Origin of the sequence: Rhizobium sp. TH135, assembly GCF_002855515.1 — a bacterium.
Classification (GTDB): Bacteria; Pseudomonadota; Alphaproteobacteria; order Rhizobiales; family Rhizobiaceae; genus Allorhizobium.
The window spans coordinates 45,143-61,529 of record NZ_PKRP01000002.1; the positions used below are offsets into that span (position 1 = coordinate 45,143).

The 16,387-nt window shown below is 62.6% G+C and carries 18 protein-coding genes, 1 tRNA gene and 1 riboswitch; of the genes, 6 read left to right on the forward strand and 13 right to left on the reverse strand.

Going from position 1 to position 16,387, the window contains the following annotated elements:
- Nucleotides 1-22: 22 nt before the first annotated feature.
- The 3 genes from C0V73_RS05340 to C0V73_RS05350 all read right to left on the reverse strand — a co-directional run bounded on the left by C0V73_RS05340 (nucleotide 23) and on the right by C0V73_RS05350 (nucleotide 2,794).
- On the reverse strand, nucleotides 23-949 hold the full coding sequence (locus C0V73_RS05340) for an MYG1 family protein (protein ID WP_102018987.1): 927 nt from the start codon (nucleotides 947-949) through the stop codon (nucleotides 23-25).
- 80 nt (nucleotides 950-1,029) lie between these two features.
- Nucleotides 1,030-1,422: a Co2+/Mg2+ efflux protein ApaG gene (gene apaG / locus C0V73_RS05345; RefSeq protein WP_102019596.1), complete on the reverse strand. Its 393-nt coding sequence runs from the start codon at nucleotides 1,420-1,422 to the stop codon at nucleotides 1,030-1,032.
- A 193-nt stretch (nucleotides 1,423-1,615) separates the two neighbouring features.
- Complete coding sequence (locus C0V73_RS05350; RefSeq protein ID WP_102018988.1) at nucleotides 1,616-2,794, reverse strand: O-succinylhomoserine sulfhydrylase; 1,179 nt, start codon at nucleotides 2,792-2,794, stop codon at nucleotides 1,616-1,618.
- A gap of 45 nt (nucleotides 2,795-2,839) precedes the next feature.
- Nucleotides 2,840-2,918: riboswitch (SAM riboswitch) on the reverse strand.
- 73 nt (nucleotides 2,919-2,991) lie between these two features.
- On the opposite strand from C0V73_RS05350, the gene C0V73_RS05355 reads away from it, so the two are divergent.
- The gene (locus tag C0V73_RS05355) at nucleotides 2,992-4,089 is read left to right on the forward strand and encodes a 2'-deoxycytidine 5'-triphosphate deaminase (RefSeq protein ID WP_102018989.1); all 1,098 of its coding nucleotides are present in this window, start codon (nucleotides 2,992-2,994) and stop codon (nucleotides 4,087-4,089) included.
- Nucleotides 4,090-4,173: 84 nt separating this feature from the next.
- Nucleotides 4,174-4,247 (forward strand) — tRNA-Gly (locus tag C0V73_RS05360).
- A 10-nt stretch (nucleotides 4,248-4,257) separates the two neighbouring features.
- Here C0V73_RS05360 and C0V73_RS05365 read toward each other — a convergent pair.
- Entirely contained in the window at nucleotides 4,258-4,809 is a 552-nt protein-coding gene (locus C0V73_RS05365) for an NADPH-dependent FMN reductase (protein ID WP_102018990.1), read from the reverse strand.
- Between the two features lie 54 nt (nucleotides 4,810-4,863).
- On the opposite strand from C0V73_RS05365, the gene C0V73_RS05370 reads away from it, so the two are divergent.
- The gene (locus C0V73_RS05370; protein WP_102018991.1) at nucleotides 4,864-6,408 is read left to right on the forward strand and encodes a VOC family protein; all 1,545 of its coding nucleotides are present in this window, start codon (nucleotides 4,864-4,866) and stop codon (nucleotides 6,406-6,408) included.
- Here the strand turns inward: C0V73_RS05370 and C0V73_RS05375 are convergent.
- On the reverse strand, nucleotides 6,357-8,276 hold the full coding sequence (locus C0V73_RS05375; protein ID WP_245407890.1) for a glycosyltransferase family 2 protein: 1,920 nt from the start codon (nucleotides 8,274-8,276) through the stop codon (nucleotides 6,357-6,359). The genes C0V73_RS05370 and C0V73_RS05375 overlap by 52 nt on opposite strands.
- 140 nt (nucleotides 8,277-8,416) lie before the next feature.
- On the opposite strand from C0V73_RS05375, the gene C0V73_RS05380 reads away from it, so the two are divergent.
- The gene (locus C0V73_RS05380; RefSeq protein WP_102018993.1) at nucleotides 8,417-9,289 is read left to right on the forward strand and encodes a transporter substrate-binding domain-containing protein; all 873 of its coding nucleotides are present in this window, start codon (nucleotides 8,417-8,419) and stop codon (nucleotides 9,287-9,289) included.
- 37 nt (nucleotides 9,290-9,326) lie between these two features.
- Here the strand turns inward: C0V73_RS05380 and C0V73_RS05385 are convergent, their stop codons facing one another.
- The 5 genes from C0V73_RS05385 to C0V73_RS05405 all read right to left on the reverse strand — a co-directional run bounded on the left by C0V73_RS05385 (nucleotide 9,327) and on the right by C0V73_RS05405 (nucleotide 12,551).
- Entirely contained in the window at nucleotides 9,327-9,740 is a 414-nt protein-coding gene (locus C0V73_RS05385) for a tellurite resistance TerB family protein (protein ID WP_102018994.1), read from the reverse strand.
- A gap of 96 nt (nucleotides 9,741-9,836) precedes the next feature.
- Nucleotides 9,837-10,550 carry a thermonuclease family protein gene (locus C0V73_RS05390; protein ID WP_102018995.1) on the reverse strand — a complete coding sequence of 238 codons (714 nt, stop codon included), beginning with the start codon at nucleotides 10,548-10,550 and terminating at the stop codon, nucleotides 9,837-9,839.
- A gap of 12 nt (nucleotides 10,551-10,562) precedes the next feature.
- The gene (locus C0V73_RS05395; RefSeq protein WP_102018996.1) at nucleotides 10,563-11,231 is read right to left on the reverse strand and encodes a helix-turn-helix transcriptional regulator; all 669 of its coding nucleotides are present in this window, start codon (nucleotides 11,229-11,231) and stop codon (nucleotides 10,563-10,565) included.
- A gap of 115 nt (nucleotides 11,232-11,346) precedes the next feature.
- Nucleotides 11,347-11,994 (reverse strand): response regulator transcription factor, encoded by a 648-nt coding sequence (locus C0V73_RS05400; RefSeq protein ID WP_102018997.1) that lies wholly within the window; start codon nucleotides 11,992-11,994, stop codon nucleotides 11,347-11,349.
- A gap of 122 nt (nucleotides 11,995-12,116) precedes the next feature.
- On the reverse strand, nucleotides 12,117-12,551 hold the full coding sequence (locus tag C0V73_RS05405; RefSeq protein WP_102018998.1) for a hypothetical protein: 435 nt from the start codon (nucleotides 12,549-12,551) through the stop codon (nucleotides 12,117-12,119).
- 97 nt (nucleotides 12,552-12,648) lie between these two features.
- Here C0V73_RS05405 and C0V73_RS05410 point away from each other — a divergent pair, with 97 nt between their 5' ends.
- The gene (locus C0V73_RS05410; protein ID WP_102018999.1) at nucleotides 12,649-13,005 is read left to right on the forward strand and encodes a DUF952 domain-containing protein; all 357 of its coding nucleotides are present in this window, start codon (nucleotides 12,649-12,651) and stop codon (nucleotides 13,003-13,005) included.
- On the forward strand, nucleotides 13,005-14,093 hold the full coding sequence (locus C0V73_RS05415; protein ID WP_102019000.1) for a quinone-dependent dihydroorotate dehydrogenase: 1,089 nt from the start codon (nucleotides 13,005-13,007) through the stop codon (nucleotides 14,091-14,093). Before C0V73_RS05410 ends, C0V73_RS05415 begins: the two co-directional genes overlap by 1 nt.
- On the opposite strand, the gene C0V73_RS05420 is transcribed toward C0V73_RS05415, so the two are convergent.
- Genes C0V73_RS05420 through C0V73_RS05430 form a run of 3 tightly spaced genes read right to left on the reverse strand, consistent with a single transcriptional unit; the run spans nucleotide 14,069 to nucleotide 16,222 of the window.
- A complete protein-coding gene (locus C0V73_RS05420; protein ID WP_102019001.1) occupies nucleotides 14,069-15,415 on the reverse strand; it encodes an MATE family efflux transporter in 1,347 nt (448 codons plus the stop codon). The genes C0V73_RS05415 and C0V73_RS05420 overlap by 25 nt on opposite strands.
- Nucleotides 15,416-15,451: 36 nt before the next feature.
- Nucleotides 15,452-15,949, reverse strand: a complete 498-nt coding sequence (locus C0V73_RS05425) for a CAP domain-containing protein (RefSeq protein ID WP_102019002.1) — start codon at nucleotides 15,947-15,949, stop codon at nucleotides 15,452-15,454.
- Between the two features lie 6 nt (nucleotides 15,950-15,955).
- The gene (locus tag C0V73_RS05430; protein ID WP_102019003.1) at nucleotides 15,956-16,222 is read right to left on the reverse strand and encodes a DUF6460 domain-containing protein; all 267 of its coding nucleotides are present in this window, start codon (nucleotides 16,220-16,222) and stop codon (nucleotides 15,956-15,958) included.
- Nucleotides 16,223-16,387 lie beyond the last annotated feature (165 nt).

Consider the following 16,387-nt stretch of genomic DNA (forward strand, 5'->3'; position numbering starts at 1 on the left):
TTGGGCTTGGGAAGCTATCGGTCTATGCCGTCTCGAGCGCGACCTTCACGGCGATGTCTGCCATGGCGAGGATCGCCTCGCGCGAGTTGGCAGCGGCGATGAAACGGCCGTTGTGACAGAAGCTGGCACCCTTCACGCCGCAGACGGCCTCAAGGTCACCATTGCTCAAGCCCGCCCATGCGGCGGGCAGGTCGGCCCGCTGCTCGAAGCTGTCTTCCACCTTGCGGATCCCGGTGATGCACCAGTCCTTGTCGCGCGGATGCACGACAAACAGCAGATGGTCGGCCCCGGCTTTCACGATCGCCGGGCGGAAAGGCATGCCCATCGGCAGTTCGAGAATGCGACGGTCACCCGTTGCGGCGATGGCGTCGAGCACCATGCTTTCAGCCCGCAGCTTGGAGGCGCGTTGTGCAATGCCCGCTTCCACGATCGCGCGAGCGATCGACAGTGCCGCATGGAAGCCGCGATCATCGGCGCCAGGCTGCTTGTCGTCGAAGACGGGCTTCAGCGTTTCGAGCAGGCTCGGCAGGGTCAGATCCGCGAGCGGTCCGGCCGTTGCAGGGCTGAGCGCCCCGTTGTCCAAGAGGTCGACCGGCAGCACGAATTTGGTGTCGAAGCCCTTGTGAATGGCCTCGACATGCCCCGAGGGAATGCCCACGGCGGCGAGGTAGTCACGACCGTAGTGCTTCCAGATAAGGCCGAAGGAGCTGTAAGGCTGGCCGTCGTCGCGCAGTGGCGCGCCGCGCTGATGGTGATCGAAGATCCTGTTATCTGCGTCATAGGCACCGCCGACATCATAGATGATGCGGTCCGATGCTGGTGTGATCCAGTCCGGCGCGCGGCTGCGCACGACCGTCGCATCGGGGAAAAGGCGCGTCAGGATGACGGACGACAACAGTTCGTCGGCATGAAAGCCGCCACTATGGGTGACGAGATGGGTAATGCTCATGCCGGGCGGGACCTTTGGCTGACGATGCTGATCGAGCCTCCGAGATAGCGGCAGCCGCCGGTCAACTCAACTGCCAATCGTCAATTGAGGGTGCGCACCATGCCTGGGCTGTCGAGCGAGAAGGCGGGGATCTCGACGTCGAAGCTTTCTCCGTCGTCGGTTTCCATCCGATAGGTGCCATACATCATGCCGGATGGCGTATCGAGCGGGCAGCCGGAGGAGTATTCATAGGTGCCGCCGGGATCAAGGCGCGGCTGCTCTCCGACCACGCCGGGGCCGCTGACCTCGTCGACCTGGCCGTTCTGGTCGGTGATGTGCCAATAGCGATGGGTAAGGCGGACGGTTTTCGCCGAGTGATTGGAGATCACGATCCGGTAGCCCCAGACATAGCGACTGTCATCCGGGTCCGACTGTTCCTCGAGATAGTAAGGTTCGACCAGAACCTCTATGTCCCGTGTCAGTGCGCGATACATGCGTGGACCCTGCGAAAACTTGCCTGCGATCATGACAGAAATGGCGCTCTTTGTGGCGGTAACAAGATCAGCCACCGAACGTCACGATGCTTTCAAGGGATAACGACGCAACCGGACCCGTCAAGGGCAATTGCTCAGCCGCGAGGATTATCGCGGCTGAAATTGTTGCAATATGAAGCGCTTTGAACGGTGTTCAGAGGCTCTTGATGGCCTTGGCAAAGTCTTCCAGCAGGTCCTGCGTGTCTTCGATGCCGCAGGACAACCGAACGGTGCCGCCGGAGATTCCGAGCTCTGCCCGGGCCTCGTCGGAAAGGTTCTTATGCGTTGTCGTCGCCGGATGGGTGATCAGGCTCTTCGCGTCGCCGAGATTGTTCGAGATCTTGATGATCTCCAGCGCGTTCTGCAGCTTGAAGGCCGCTTCCTTGCCGCCCTTCATCTCGAAGCAGACCAGCGTCGAGCCGCCGGTCATCTGCTTGGCAATGATATCGGCCTGCGGATGGTCCTTGCGACCTGGGTAGATGACCTTCCCCACGGCACTCTGCTCGGCCAGGAAATCGGCAATCGCGGTTGCATTTTCCGTCTGCTGCTTCACGCGCAGCGGAAGCGTTTCCATGCCCTTCAACAGCGTCCAGGCGTTGAACGGCGACATGGCGGGACCCGTGTGACGGAAATAGTCATGCAGGTTCTCGTTGATCCATTCCTTCGACGATAGCACCACACCGCCGAGGCAGCGGCCCTGGCCATCGATGTGCTTGGTCGCGGAATAGACGACGACATGCGCGCCGAGTTCGAGCGGCTTCTGGAAGAGGGGGGTCGCAAAGACGTTGTCGACGATCAGCTTTGCGCCGATCTGGTCGGCGAGCTTGGCTACGCCTGCGACGTCGATCACCTCAAGCGTCGGATTGGTCGGGCTTTCGAGGAACATCACCTTGGTGTTCGGCCGGATGGCGGCTTCCCAGTTGGCGAGGTCACGGCCATCTACCAGCGTGCATTCCACGCCGTAGCGCGGTGCCAGCGTCTCGACGACATAGCGGCAGGAGCCGAACAGCGCGCGGGCAGCGACGATATGGTCGCCGGCCTTGACCTGGCAGAGCACGGCAGCAGCAACGGCTGCCATGCCGGACGCCATCGCACGCGCATCCTCGGCGCCTTCCATCATGCACATGCGCTTTTCGAACATGTCATTGGTCGGGCTGCCATAGCGGGCGTAGATATAGCCGTCGTTCTCGCCCTTGAAGCGGGCTTCTGCCGCTTCCGAGCTTTCATAGACGAAGCCCTGGGTGAGGAAGATCGCTTCAGACGTCTCGCCATAGGGAGAGCGCAGCGTGCCGCCATGGACGAGGGTGGTGGCCGGGCGCCAGTTCTTGCTCATGCACGTGCCTTTCGAACACAAAAAAACCGGTCGCGTGAACGGACCGGTTTCGTAAACCCGGTCTATTTAGCCACTTGTTTAACGTGGCTGCAAGCCGACCGGCCAAATCACCACGGGATAAGGCTGCCTTACGCCTTCGCGGGCCTTGCGTCAATTGGTGGGCTTTGGTTTTGTCGGGCCCAAACAGGATTGAGATCATGACCTTGAAACCCGGGATTTTGTCCGATCGCGCGATCGGCGCCTTGTTCGGTGGCGGCCAGCTGAAGAGCGAGGTTATGCTCGACAAGGACCAGATCCAGCCGGCAAGCCTCGACCTGCGTCTGGGCGGCAAGGCGATCCGCGTGCGCGCGAGCTTCATGCCGGGCCGCGGCCACACCGTGGCCGAAAAGCTGGAGCGGCTGACCCTGCACGAGATCGACCTCGAAAACGGGGCCGTGCTCGAAACCGGCTGCGTCTACATCGTGCCCTTGATGGAAAGCCTCGACCTGCCAGCGGAGATCTCGGCGTCCGCCAATCCGAAGAGCTCGACCGGCCGCCTCGACATCTTCACCCGCGTGATGGTCGACTACGCTCAGGAATTCGACAAGGTGCCGGCCGGCTACAAGGGCCAACTCTATCTTGAGATTTCGCCGCGCACATTCCCGATCATCGTGCGCCGTGGCTCGCGCCTGTCGCAGATCCGTTTCCGCACCGGCCAAGCTTTGCTGGGCGAGGCGGAGCTCTTCGACCTGCACAAGGCCGAAACGCTGGTCGCGAGCGACATGCCAAATGTTTCGGGCGGCGGCATTGCGCTGTCGATCGATCTGAAGGGTTCCGGCCCGCAAGGGCTGATCGGCTATCGCGGCAAGCACCATACCTCGGTCATCGACGTCGACCTGAAGGGCGCCCATGAAGTGCTCGACTTCTGGGAGCCGCTCTACAGCCGCGGCCGCGACGAACTGATCCTCGACCCGGACGAATTCTATATCCTAGTCTCGAACGAGGCCGTGCATGTACCGCCGCTCTATGCGGCCGAAATGACGCCTTATGACCCCTTGGTCGGCGAGTTCCGCGTGCACTATGCCGGCTTCTTCGACCCGGGCTTCGGCCATGCGCCGGCCGGTGGCTCAGGCAGCCGCGCGGTTCTGGAAGTCAGAAGCCACGAAGTGCCCTTCATCCTCGAACACGGCCAGGTCATCGGCCGCCTGGTCTACGAGCATATGCAGGAGCGCCCGGAGGGCCTCTACGGCACGGGGCTCGGCTCCAACTACCAGGCACAGGGCTTGAAACTCTCCAAGCACTTCCGCCTGCCCTGACAAAAGAGGGCGCAGCATTCGCGCCCCTTTCCGTCCCATCCGGCTTGACACTCCTGCCGAACTGTTGGATTTCTCATCCCCGTTGCGGGTGTAGCTCAATGGTAGAGCAGCAGCTTCCCAAGCTGAATACGAGGGTTCGATTCCCTTCACCCGCTCCAACTTTCCCAGCTATTTTCCAGCAAACTTCGCAAACGCCGCCAGCAGATCCCCAAGTCGCTTGGCCATGGCCTCGTCTGTCAGCTTTCCCTCCCCATCGAACAGCGTATGTGCCCGCGACACCATCAGCCGCTTCTCTGAAAATGTCCGGCAGCCGAGCGTGTGCAGCACCGTAAGCCAGGCATTCTGGCTGAGCAGCGTGCCGAAATTTCCGGGAGAAGCGCCGACGAGAGCGAAGGGCTTGTTGCCGAAGACCTTGGCCATGTCGGAAGAGGGTCGCGACAGCCAGTCGATGGCGTTCTTGAAGGCGCCGGGGATGCCGTTGTTGTATTCGGGCGTGAACAGGATCACGCCGTCGGCGGCGATGATCTTTTCCTTGAGGGCTGTTACGGCGGCAGGAATGCCTTCGGCATCTTCCAGGTCTCCGTCGTAGAGCGGAATCCCATGAATGCCGGCTGTCTGCAGAGCGTAACCCTCGGCCGGCAGGCCGGCTGCGGCCTTCAAGAGCGCCGTATTGAGCGAGCCCTTGCGCAGGCTTCCTGAAATGCCGAGCAGTGTCACCATGGTCTTTTCCTCGTCTCGATTTGTTATAAGGGAGGGTAGAACAGGGAGACGAGCATGACCAGCGGCCTGCACCACATCACGGCGATCACCCGGAAAATCCAGGCCAATGTGGACTTCTATTGCGGCTTCCTCGGCTTGAGGCTCGTCAAGCGCACGGGCGGTTTCGAGGACGCGACCCAGCTTCACCTGTTTTACGGCGATGACGTGGCCAGCCCCGGCTCGCTGGTGACATTCCTGGCCTGGGAAGACGGCTCCCCCGGGCGCGTCGGCCATGGTGCGGCAAGCGAGATCGCCTTTGCAATTCGCCCCGAAGCGATCGGCTTCTGGCTGACGCGCGCGCTGCAGTTCGGCGTGGCAGCCACAGGTCCCGCAACCGAATTCGGCGAGCCGGTGCTGAGGCTGACCGACCCTGATGACATCATCGTAAAGCTCGTCGGGACGACGGAGGTCGAGCCAGGGGAGACTTGGGCGGTACGCGGCATCGAGCCGGGCGACGCGATCACCCGGCTCCGCGCCGCGACCTTGCTGTCGGAAAAACCGTCTGACAGTGTCAACTTCCTCTGCCGGCATGCCGGCTTTGTAGTCGCGGCAACCGAAGGCACGATCACGCGGCTGACCTCGATGAGTGGGCAGGCGGTGGACGTGCGCGATGCGGGCGGCTTCTGGCCGGCGGCTCTTGGCACGGGCGCCATCGATCATATCGCCCTGCGCATGACCGATCGGGCGGCCGTCGAAACCCAGGGGACGGCTCTCAGATCGCACGGTGACGACACGATCAACATGCACGACCGCAAATATTTCTACTCGCTCTATGTCCGAGAGCCCGCCGGCGGGCTGATCGAACTTGCCTCGGATGGACCGGGCTTTGCGATCGACGAGCCATCGGACACGCTCGGCAGCCAGCTCTTCATCCCCGAACACTTTCATCTGCGCCCTGAAGACATCGTGCCCATGCTGCCGCAATTCGGGCTTCCGGGTGAGCCGCGCATCATCTATCGCGACCTCCCCTTTGTGCACCGGATCCATGAGCCGGAGGCACCGGATGGATCGACGCTTGTGCTCCTGCATGGAACGGGCGGCAACGAGGCGAGCCTCCTGCCATTTGGGCGCAAACTGGCGCCTTCCGCCACTCTGATCGGCCTCAGAGGCCGCTCGACGGAGGAGGGCATCGCACGCTTCTTCCGCCGCTTCGGCCCCCGGGATTTCGATCAGAAGGATATCCGCGCGGAAGCGGAAGCCTTCGCCGCCTTCGTTGAAGAGGCCACGCAGGCTTACGGCCTGGACACCACGCGCCTGTGTTTCGCCGGTTATTCCAATGGCGCGAATTTCCTCGCCGCAGCCATCATGCTGCATCCGGGCCTCGTGCAGGATGCACTGCTGCTGCGTCCGGTGCCAGTACTGGCTGATCCGCCGGATGTCGATCTTCAGGGCACCCGCATCCGTATCCGGACGGGCGCCGACGATCCAGCTGCCGGCGAGGCATCCGATCTCGCGGCCCAACTCCAGGCGCGGGGTGCCGAGGTCGAACTGCTAATCGTGGCGGGAGATCACACCTTGTCGAATGCCGATGTCAGCGCCTCGGCGGACTGGTTCGGTTGAACGAGGCCGGGCGGTAGAGATCCGCTATGGCACGGTCTGTGTGGCGTCTTGTTCCAGTGGAAGGGTTTGAGCCTCAGCTCGATGACCGCCTTCCAGGCGGCGAGCGACACGGCCATCCAGTAGATCGGGATCATCGCCCATTTCCAGCCCATGCCCTTCTTCTCCCGGTCGGTCATCGGGGTCGCGCCCAGCGCGAAGAAGACCGCGTAGCTGCCGAGGATGTTGAAGACATCCATGGCGAGCATCATCGTCGTGAAGACATTTGGCTGCGGCGCGGGGATCTGCATCAGCGAAAGCACGGACAGCGTGACGAAGACGATCAGGCCCGGATGGCTCAAGGCAGCGACCAACATCCCGCCGACGAGGAGCTGGAACACGAGGAAAGAGAGGGGCCCCATGTCGCGAGCGGTGCGCAGAGGCTGGCGCATCAGCACCAGCCATGTCTGCAGCCACCCCTTGTACCACCGGGTGCGCTGGGCGAGCCACACGCGAAACTCCGTCGGTGCATCCTCATAGGTCGGAAGCGTCAGCGTCGAAGAGCGGTAACCCATGCGACAGAGACGCATGCCGAGATCGGCATCCTCCGTGACATTGAAGGGGTCCCAGCCGCCGCTTTCGCGGAGCAGGGCCGTTCGAAAATGGTTCGACGTTCCGCCGAGTGGCAGCGGCAGTCGGTAGAAGCCAAGCGCCGGCAGTAGCCGACGGAAAAGCGCGGAATATTCGAGCGCAAAGATTGCGCTGATCCAGCTTTCTCCCGCATTGCCGATCACCAGCGGCGCCTGCAGGCAGGCGAGCTCTGAAGGGCCAAGCCGGAAGGCATGGAAGGCCTCTCGCAACTGTTGCGGATGCGGCCGGTCTTCTGCGTCGTAGATAGTTAGAAACTCGCCACGCGCTCCGGCAAGTGCATAGGTGAGGGCTTTCGGTTTGGTGCGCGGCGCCATATCGGGCACTTCCACCACCTCGATATGCGGCCCGGGACGCGCCTGGCGGATTGCCTCCAGCGTCTCGCGGTCATCCGCCTCGCAGACCAGCTTCACGTCGAGCAGGCTGCGGGGCCAGTCGAGCGCGTCGAGCGCTGCGATCAATTGCGGAACGACAGCAGCCTCACGGTACAGCGCGACCATCACCGTGTAGACCGGCAGGGCGTCAGAGGCGCTTTCGAGCGAGACTTCCGCCTTCGGGTGCCGTTTGCCATGCGAAACCGCCATGATCCGCAGGAAGAGAGCCGCCGTGTGGAAGAACGACAGCAGCATATGGGCAGCGACGATAGCGAGCAGGGGTGCGAAGACTAGAAGCAGGCTGATGAAGCAGAGGATTGCGCCTGCGACGAAACCTTGGTCGCCGGTGACCACCAGCCGCGCCGAGAGCGACTGTACGCTCTCGAACAATCCGCGCACGGCATGGCTAACCCGACGGGCCTCCCCCACCTTCCAGGTGGCTCTCCGGATGGCGGATGGCGTCGTGACGACAAGGCTGCCGGCGCCGTTTGCGTGGCGTCCGAAGCGTCTGGCAAGGCCTTCCATATGCAGGATCTGCGGTGCTACCGCGACCACCGGCGGCCTGTCCTTATGATGCAAGCGCAGCATGCGCGGCTCGACAAGCTGCGTGTCGCCATAGGCGTGATCGGAAAGCAGGGAGGGATCGATCTCGGCGAGAAAGGGCAGGCCATACATGCGCGCAAGGCCAGCGAAATAGGCCTCTTCTTCGATCGCACCGCTCGCCAGCAGTTCCACTTCGATCGAGGTGCCATTCGTTGCAGCCCGCTGCGCCATTCGCGCGATCAGCGGCTTGGAAATCCCAAGGATATGCAGAAGACCGGCTTCCGTCTTCAGATGGTCAAACCTTGAGGGGCCGGTCGCGCGGTCCACGCTCCGTTGGTCATGCTCTCGCGTCGACCCATGGCGCGCGGCGACGATCCGCGGGCCATATTCCCTCGTCCACACCAAGCTGCTACACGTCATTCGCTCGGAATAACGCCCCACTCATACCCCGGTTGATGATGATAGAGATGCGCGCAAAAGTTACATCCCTAGATTTAATGGGGTTGTGGGCCATGATTTTCGGCCTTTTGCTGTGCCTCCTTCTGTCGGCACCCCCAGCCCGGGCTCAAGCGACGGATCTTCCGATCCTGTTCGATGCCCGCGAGCGGCTGGTGCGGCCTGATGTCAGCAGCGTGTTGCGGCTTCGCTTTCTGACGACCACCGATTTCCCGCCCTTCAACTTCACCGACCAGAGCGGCCGTCTGTCCGGCTTCCACATCGACCTCGCCAGAGCGCTCTGCGAGGAACTCGGCCTGCAGGCGCGTTGCCAAATCCAGGCTCTTCCCTATGGGCAGCTCGTCTCGGCGCTTGAAGCGGGGCAGGGTGAGGCGGTGATGGCAGGTATTGCGGTGACGCCGGAGCTGAGGCAGCGGTTCAATTTCACCCGTCCCTATTTGCTCCTGCCGGCCCGCTTCCTGATGCAAGGCGACACGGTGCTGCCGCGTCAGGATGCCGAGGGGCTCTTCGGCCGCAAGGTCGGCGTGGTCAAGGATACCGCCCACGCGGCGATGCTGAACAACTTCTTCCCCGATATCGAAGCCGTCGCTTTCGAAAATCAGGACGCATTGATGAAGGCCCTGAAGGACAAGCAGGTACCGGCGGTCTTTGCCGATGCCCTGCAGCTGTCCTTCTGGATGATGAGCCCGGCGGCAGCCGGCTGCTGCCGTTTCCTCGATGGCCCTTTCCTGTCGGAAAGGCATCTGGGCGAAGGCATGACGATCATGGTGGGTGGCCAGGATGCCGCGCTCATGGCCGCTCTCGAAAGCGCGCTCGCAGCCCTTTCCAAGGACGGCCGGCTGGAGGAGATCTATCTCCGCTATTTCCCGGCCGGCCTGTTCTGAAGCAATTCCACCGAACGGCAGAACTGACTGAGAGCCGTCAGATCCGGCGGTAGCGGGCAGAGGCGCTGCGTTCCAGCGCCGCGCAGACCAGCTTGTCGAGCCCCAGGCGATCCCGCAGCATCTGCAGCAGGCGCAATTCCTCGGCGCGTACCGAGAGATCGACGGCGGCGATCTCGACAGCCAGCGCATAGGCCGTCTCATGCAACCAGTCCGGCAGTGCGTCGCGGATCGTTTCAAGCATGATATCGAGGCCTTCTGGCCCTGAGAGCAGGGTGGCGCAGCGTTGCGAAACCTCGATCAGGTGTTCCTTATCGAAATTCTCGAAGACCGGAAGAATGTCGATCAGCTGGCCGATGCGCACGAGTTCCTTTTCGGCCATGGCATTGTCGACGGCGGATGCCATGACCATGACGAAGATCAGGGCTTCTTCCGGAGATACGGGCTTGTTCATGTAAGGTGCTTTCCAGTTGCAGTCGCCAGAGAGTAGGAGGCGCAGTGAGGCCTTTCAAGGGATGTGGTCTCGCTGTCCCGAGTAGCGGTCTTCGCATTACCGCACAGGGTCACCAAAAAGCCCGCGTTTTGCGGCGCGGGCTTCCTCGGAGAGTACGGCAAGGGCGGAGCCCGGTTCGGCCTCAGCCCATCCGTATTTTGCAAGCCAGGACGAGACATCCTGAACACCGACCCAGCAGCGCGTGCGGATCTCCCCCTGCCATGCAGTAGAACCCGTCTCGCAGGTAAGAGACCGGTTGCGCAGGAAAAGCCGTTGCTGCGTGCGGGCCATGACCCCACAGGGCCAGGACGTGCCGTCCTGCGCAAGACAGGTCCTGTCCGGATCAGTCTCTGCAATATCGGCAAGGCGAATGCGCTGGTCATCGCTGAAGGCAACGATCCCGGCAGAAAGACTGAGCGGGCGATGTAGGAGAACGACCTTAGGCCGTGCCCGCTCCTCGACCGGCGAGAGCGGCGCCCGTGCGGCCACACGTTCCAGATCTCCGTTGTCTGTGAAGGCAGGGGAACCGAAAGTCTCTGGCTCGATCGCCCGGACAGCGCGCCGTGCTTCCGCCTGAGGAGCAAGCTCGATCATCTCGTCGTCTGCTACTCCGACTTCAGGCAGATCGAGCTCTGAGGGATCCGGCACGTCGAGATCCTCGATGTTGTAGTCGACGGGATCTTCCCGCAGACTCTCGCCGGCCTGCACGACCAGATAGGCCCAGAGAAGGAGCCCGATCGCGCCTGCGATGAAGGTGCCGATGCGTCGCATAGGTGCGTTTTCCTACTGGCTTGCCCAGATGATCCGCGCCACCCATTCGACATCGCTCATGTCGAGAGTGCGCGGCGGATGGTCTGGGTTGAGCGACTGCAACTCGATCGACTTGGCGCTTTGGCGGGCAAGGATCTTCGCCATGACTTCGCCTTCGCGGGTCTTCACCACGACGCGGTCGCCACGGCGGACCTGGGCGCCGGGCTCGACGATCAGAATGTCACCGTCGCGGTAGAGCGGCTTCATGCTCTCGCCCTGGACCTCCAGCGCATAGACGCCGTTGTTGCGGCCGGGCGCTGCCGGGAATTCGACGAGGTCCCAGCCCTGACCGGCGGGGAAGCCGCCATCGTCGAAGAAGCCGCCCGCACCCGCCTGGGCCATGCCCAACAGGGGGATCGAGCTTGCCTGCGGGGGAAACGTGCCCTGGGGCAGGGGGCTGCCGCGCAAGGCTTCGGGAGAGACATATCGCATGAACTGGTCGAGGCTGGCGCCTGTCGCCTCCAGCACCTTGGCGATGGATTCGGTCGAGGGCCAGCGCATGCGCCCATCGGCGCCGACACGCTTGGATTTGTTGAAGGAGGTAGGGTCGAGGCCCGCCCGGCGCGCAAGACCTGATGGCGTCAGCGAATGCTGCTCCGCCAGCCGATCGATCGCGGCCCATATGCTGTCATGCGAAAGCATGTTCGCGCCTCTTCAGCGCCGGATACATCGAGTTGCATTGTCCGGCTTTGGCGCAAATATTAGAGGATGGAACACGGTTAGTAAAGCCGAAAAGGAATAAAATCCTCTGCTCGGCTCAGGCAACCATGGCCATATTGATCTTGCCGAGCTGGATGACGGCCTGTGTGCGGCTGTCCACCTTGAGCTTCAACAGGATGGCCGAAACATGTGCCTTGATCGTTGCTTCCGACACGCCGAGTTCATAGGCGATCTGCTTGTTGAGCAGGCCTTCACCCAGCATGCCGAGCACGCGGCTTTGCTGTGGTGTAAGGGTTCTCAGGCGATTGATGAGGTCAGCGACATCGGGATCGGTTTCCTGCCCGCCCTGGTAGCTTGCGGGTGTGGCGATGTCACCTTCAAGCACAGACTGGATGCTCGATCGTATCTCGTCGATGCCGGCCGATTTCGAGATGAAGCCGGAGGCTCCAAGCTCGAGCGCACGGCGGATGGTGACGGCATCGTCCGTGGCCGAGACAATTACCAGCGGCAGGCTCGCAAATTCCGCGCGAAGCGACATCAAGCCGGAGAAGCCGGAGACGCCGGGCATGGCAAGATCGAGCAGCATGAGATCTGCGTCCGAATGCTCGGCGGCCGCCTGGCGTGCCGCTTCGAAATCGCCGGCCTCGATGATGGTTTGTGTTCCGTCGATGCCGGTCACGGCCTGGCGCAGCGCACCACGGAACAGCGGATGATCGTCGGCGATGATAAAGGTCGATGCAGCCATGTCACAGCCCCCTCCCAAGAGCGATGTCATATTGCGCGCGATTGCGTGCCCTTCTTTTAGCGCTTGCCGAGGCACTAGACAATGGTCGTGCAACGAATGGGCGAAAGCAGGCCTTGTAGAGGTCAGGTTCGATCTGGAACGGCGCCCTGCTGCGTTTGCTGCTCCTCGCCCTGGAACTCCTGTACAAGGCCGAAGAAGGCCCGCATGAAGCGCTCCATGATCCCGATCGATCGGTCGATCTCGGCGTCGCTCGGAAGCTCGCCGCTTCTGGCAGCCGTACCATCGGCAATCTGTTTCTCCAGAGCCTCTACCCGTTTTTCCAGCCGGGCGAGATCCTCTTCATAGGCTGCCCGTTCGTCCGCCGCCATCCGGCAGGTGAGTGTGCCATCGGCCTCGGTGCAAAGGGTCACTGCACCTGTCTGGCGATTCAGCCGCACGAAGCCACTCTCCGATTTCTCCAGCGTATAGCGGTCGGTCGCGGCTTGCTGTGCTATGGCGAAGGGAGTGCCGAGCGCAAGAAAAGCGAATGTCAGGACTGTTGTCTGATTGATGGCCATGGATGCCTCCTCCTCTCGTCCGTCTTGCCGGGCGTGGACATTTGTCCGCGTTTGCGGCAAACCGCCTCGACCCTCATGATCTGCGAGAGACCGGACCTTGGACAAGACCATATACAAGATCGTGCCGAGAGAATTATGGCAGGAGGCCCGCACGGCCGGGCTTTTCAAAGGCGCGTCGATCGATCTCAAGGATGGCTACATCCATTTTTCGACGGCTGCCCAGGCGATCGAGACGGCACGGCTGCATTTCGCCGGTCAGGCCGATCTCTTGCTGGTCGCTGTCGACGCCACTCTCTTTGGCGAAGCCCTGAAGTGGGAGACGTCACGTGGCGGCGATCTGTTCCCGCATCTCTATGCCGATCTTCCACTCGATGCCGTGCTCTGGGAAAAGCCCTTGGCCCTCGGGGATGATGGCCTGCATGTCTTTCCAAGCCTCGTCGAGGAGAACCGCTGATGCTTGACCTTTTCTCGCTCGGCCGTCGAGGCCTCTTCCTCTTCGATGCCGAAACGGCGCATGGTCTTTCGGTTGCAGCGCTCAAGACCGGCTTGGTGCCGGCTTGCAAGGCGCCCGCCGATCCGCGTCTCGCCCAGACGGTCGCCGGCATCCGTTTCCCAAATCCGCTTGGCATGGCCGCCGGCTACGACAAGAATGCCGAAGTGCCGGATGCACTTTTGTCTCTCGGCTTCGGTTTCGCCGAGGTCGGCACGCTGACGCCGAAGGGGCAGGCTGGCAATCCGAAGCCGCGCATCTTCCGCCTGGAGCACGACCGCGCGGTGATCAACCGCCTGGGCTTCAACAACGAGGGCCATGCCGCAGCGCTGGCGCGTCTCTCGGCGCGCGGCAATCGCTCCGGCATTGTCGGCGTCAACATCGGCGCCAACAAGGAAGCGACGGACCGGATCGCCGACTACGTCGCTGGCATCCGCCGTTTCTATTCGGTGGCCACCTATTTCACCGCCAACATCTCCTCGCCCAACACGCCGGGCCTGCGTGACCTGCAGGCAAAGGAAAGCCTCGATGCTCTGCTGTCGGCCGTGCTCGCCGCTCGCTCGGAAGAGGGCCTGAAGGCGGGCAAACGCCTGCCGGTCTTCCTGAAGATTGCGCCTGACTTGACCGAGGAAGGCATGGACGACATCGCCGAGGTCGCAGCCGCCCATGATCTCGATGGCCTGATCGTCTCGAACACCACGCTATCCCGCGACGGCCTTGCTGATGCGACGCTCGCAGGCGAGGCGGGCGGCCTGTCCGGCGCCCCGCTGTTCGACAAGTCGACCGCTGTCCTTGCACGGATGCGGAAGCGCGTTGGACCCACCCTTCCGATCATCGGCGTCGGCGGTGTCTCCTCGGCGGAAACGGCGCTGGAGAAGATCCGCGCCGGCGCCGATCTCGTGCAGCTCTATTCCTGCATGGTCTATGAGGGGCCGGCACTGCCGGGCCGCATCGTGAAAGGTCTCTCGACCCTGCTCGATCGCGAAACGGTCGCCAATATCCGCGAACTGCGGGACACGAGGCTCGATCATTGGCTGTCGGTGAAGGTCTGATCGGTCTTCGGCTTTAACCTTGCGAGAAGCAGCAGACCGCGCAAACCGAGAAACACGTTGAGCGCGATCCAAAGCCCGTGATTGGAAAACAGTGGCACGAGCACGGCGACGCTGGCGAGATAGCCGGCGAGCGCCAACAGCATCATGTTGCGCATCTCCGATGACCAGGTCGCGCCGATGAAAACGCCGTCCATGTGAAAGGCGAGCGCTCCGGTGAGCGCCGTCAGCGCCGCGTAGACGAGGTAGGTCTCGGCAACGCTGCGCACATCGCCGGCCGTGGTGATGAAGCCGATGATCGCATTTCCGAAGATCAGGAAGAAGGCGACGCTGGCCAAGGCCAGCCCGAAGGACCAGAGCCCCGTGAGCTTGACCGCCCGCTCGAAGGCTGACCGCTGCCGTGCCCCAATCGTCTCGCCGGTGATCTGTTCGGCTGCCGTAGCCATGCCGTCGAGGTAGAAACTCGCGATCATGAAGAAGTTCATGAGAACGGCATTGGCAGCGAGCGTCACCGCGCCGAAGCCGGCGCCGATCCGAGTCATGACCGTAAAGGCTGTGATCAGCGAAAAGGTGCGGATCAGGATATCGCGGTTGAGCCGGAAGAGCGCCATCAGTTTTGCACGGTCCGTGACCATGGAGACATGGGGAACGGCGGCCGGCCCATAACGCCAGAAGATGAAGGCAAAGCCGGCAAGCATGGCGACAACCTCGCCGATAACAGTGCCCCAGGCGACACCAGCGATGCCGAAGCCGAAGGTGATGCCGAGCAGGATCGACATGGCGATGTTGACGCCATTGAGCAGGATCTGCAGCGCAAGACCGACGGAGCCCAGTCCGCGTCCAAGCACGAAACCGAGCAGGGTGAAGTTCGACAGCGTCACCGGGGCGGCGAGAATGCGGATGCCGATATAGGTTGCAGCCGCCGCCTGCACGCCGCCATCCGCACCCATCATCGCCGGGCCGAAGCGGACAATGGCGGGGGATGCGATGAGGATGATGAGGCCGAAGCCCACGGACAAGACGATCGACCGCCAGAAGACGGCGAAGAGTTCGGTCGTCTCGCCACGCCCTTGCGCCTGTGCAACAAGTGCCGTGGTCGAGGCCCGGAGAAAATTCAGGCTGGCAAACAGCAGGTCGAACAAGGCCGCTGCAATCGCAAGTCCCGCCAGTTGCGCCGCGTCACCGCTCCGCCCGACGACGGCAGTGTCAGTGAGGCCGAGCAGCGGCGTGGTGACGAAACCGAGCGTCATCGGCACCGCAATTGCAAGCACGCTGCGATGGCTGACCTCGATCGGCCGGGATGGGAAAGCGGATGGGCTGTGCATGGAAAGCTCCGGACGGGACCGGAGCAGGAGAATCACTCAGGCCGAGAGCACCATGGCCCAGTAGGGGCGGTTGCCGGAAGCGGAATCCCAGGCGACCGCAACGCCAAGGCCGTTGAAACCACCGAGCATGTTGTCGAGATGCCGCTTGGAATCGATCCAGGCCTGAACCGCGCGCTCGACCGTGTCCTGTCCGGCCGCGATGTTTTCCGCAGCCGGCAAGGGAACGTCATGGCCCTTCATGCGGGCCCCGAAGCTGTCGTTGAAGCCGATCAGATGCGACATCTCCCCGGCGCGTGCCATGCGCTTGGCTTGTGCGATGGCCGCCGCTTCCGCCGGTCGGCTGCGCGACAAGGAAGAGAGGCCGCGCGACTGGCGTAACCGGTTGACCATCGGCAGCGCGGCCGTGGTTTCCGCTCGCGACGTGCCGTCATCGGGATTGAGGATATCGGTGGAGCGGCAGCCGGCAATTGCGGCTGTCAGGAGACCGGCCGAAATCAGGATCAGCCGGCGGCGGGGTACGGTGGCGTGCGACATGGACACTCAGTTCCTGGAGGCGAAGAGACGCAGCAGGATGAAGGCCGGAATGACGATCGTCGCACCGATCAGGAGGTATTGCCCGACCCGTCCAAGCGCGTCGAAGCCGGTATACCAGAGATCGATCAGGAAGTAGCGGACGCCGTTCAGGAGGTCGGCCGGATCGAGCCCGAAGACGGACATGACGAAGCCGACAATGAGCGAGACGACGATCAGCTTGACGAGCGTGCGGCCCGGGGTGTCGCCGAGAAATCGATTGATGCCATCAGCCATGCATATCTCCTGTTGTCATCCGCTGATATGGGCGCGGCCCGCCCGCCCTGCAAGCCGGCGAAGCAGGGCTTGCGATAGGACTTGAGTTTTTTCCGGCGATCGGTCAAGACCGCGAGCCGTCTCCATGCTGACCCACTCCATGCTGGAAGGCGTGAGGATCTCTTC

What these genes read in the sequence shown, in the direction of transcription:
- C0V73_RS05340 (WP_102018987.1), bottom strand. Translation starts at nt 949, where the DNA reads ATGAGCATTACCCATCTCGTCACCCATAGTGGCGGCTTTCATGCCGAC.
- apaG (WP_102019596.1), bottom strand. Translation starts at nt 1,422, where the DNA reads ATGTATCGCGCACTGACACGGGACATAGAGGTTCTGGTCGAACCTTAC.
- C0V73_RS05350 (WP_102018988.1), bottom strand. Translation starts at nt 2,794, where the DNA reads ATGAGCAAGAACTGGCGCCCGGCCACCACCCTCGTCCATGGCGGCACG.
- C0V73_RS05355 (WP_102018989.1), top strand. Translation starts at nt 2,992, where the DNA reads ATGACCTTGAAACCCGGGATTTTGTCCGATCGCGCGATCGGCGCCTTG.
- C0V73_RS05365 (WP_102018990.1), bottom strand. Translation starts at nt 4,809, where the DNA reads ATGGTGACACTGCTCGGCATTTCAGGAAGCCTGCGCAAGGGCTCGCTC.
- C0V73_RS05370 (WP_102018991.1), top strand. Translation starts at nt 4,864, where the DNA reads ATGACCAGCGGCCTGCACCACATCACGGCGATCACCCGGAAAATCCAG.
- C0V73_RS05380 (WP_102018993.1), top strand. Translation starts at nt 8,417, where the DNA reads ATGCGCGCAAAAGTTACATCCCTAGATTTAATGGGGTTGTGGGCCATG.
- C0V73_RS05385 (WP_102018994.1), bottom strand. Translation starts at nt 9,740, where the DNA reads ATGAACAAGCCCGTATCTCCGGAAGAAGCCCTGATCTTCGTCATGGTC.
- C0V73_RS05390 (WP_102018995.1), bottom strand. Translation starts at nt 10,550, where the DNA reads ATGCGACGCATCGGCACCTTCATCGCAGGCGCGATCGGGCTCCTTCTC.
- C0V73_RS05395 (WP_102018996.1), bottom strand. Translation starts at nt 11,231, where the DNA reads ATGCTTTCGCATGACAGCATATGGGCCGCGATCGATCGGCTGGCGGAG.
- C0V73_RS05400 (WP_102018997.1), bottom strand. Translation starts at nt 11,994, where the DNA reads ATGGCTGCATCGACCTTTATCATCGCCGACGATCATCCGCTGTTCCGT.
- C0V73_RS05405 (WP_102018998.1), bottom strand. Translation starts at nt 12,551, where the DNA reads ATGGCCATCAATCAGACAACAGTCCTGACATTCGCTTTTCTTGCGCTC.
- C0V73_RS05415 (WP_102019000.1), top strand. Translation starts at nt 13,005, where the DNA reads ATGCTTGACCTTTTCTCGCTCGGCCGTCGAGGCCTCTTCCTCTTCGAT.
- C0V73_RS05420 (WP_102019001.1), bottom strand. Translation starts at nt 15,415, where the DNA reads ATGCACAGCCCATCCGCTTTCCCATCCCGGCCGATCGAGGTCAGCCAT.
- C0V73_RS05425 (WP_102019002.1), bottom strand. Translation starts at nt 15,949, where the DNA reads ATGTCGCACGCCACCGTACCCCGCCGCCGGCTGATCCTGATTTCGGCC.
- C0V73_RS05430 (WP_102019003.1), bottom strand. Translation starts at nt 16,222, where the DNA reads ATGGCTGATGGCATCAATCGATTTCTCGGCGACACCCCGGGCCGCACG.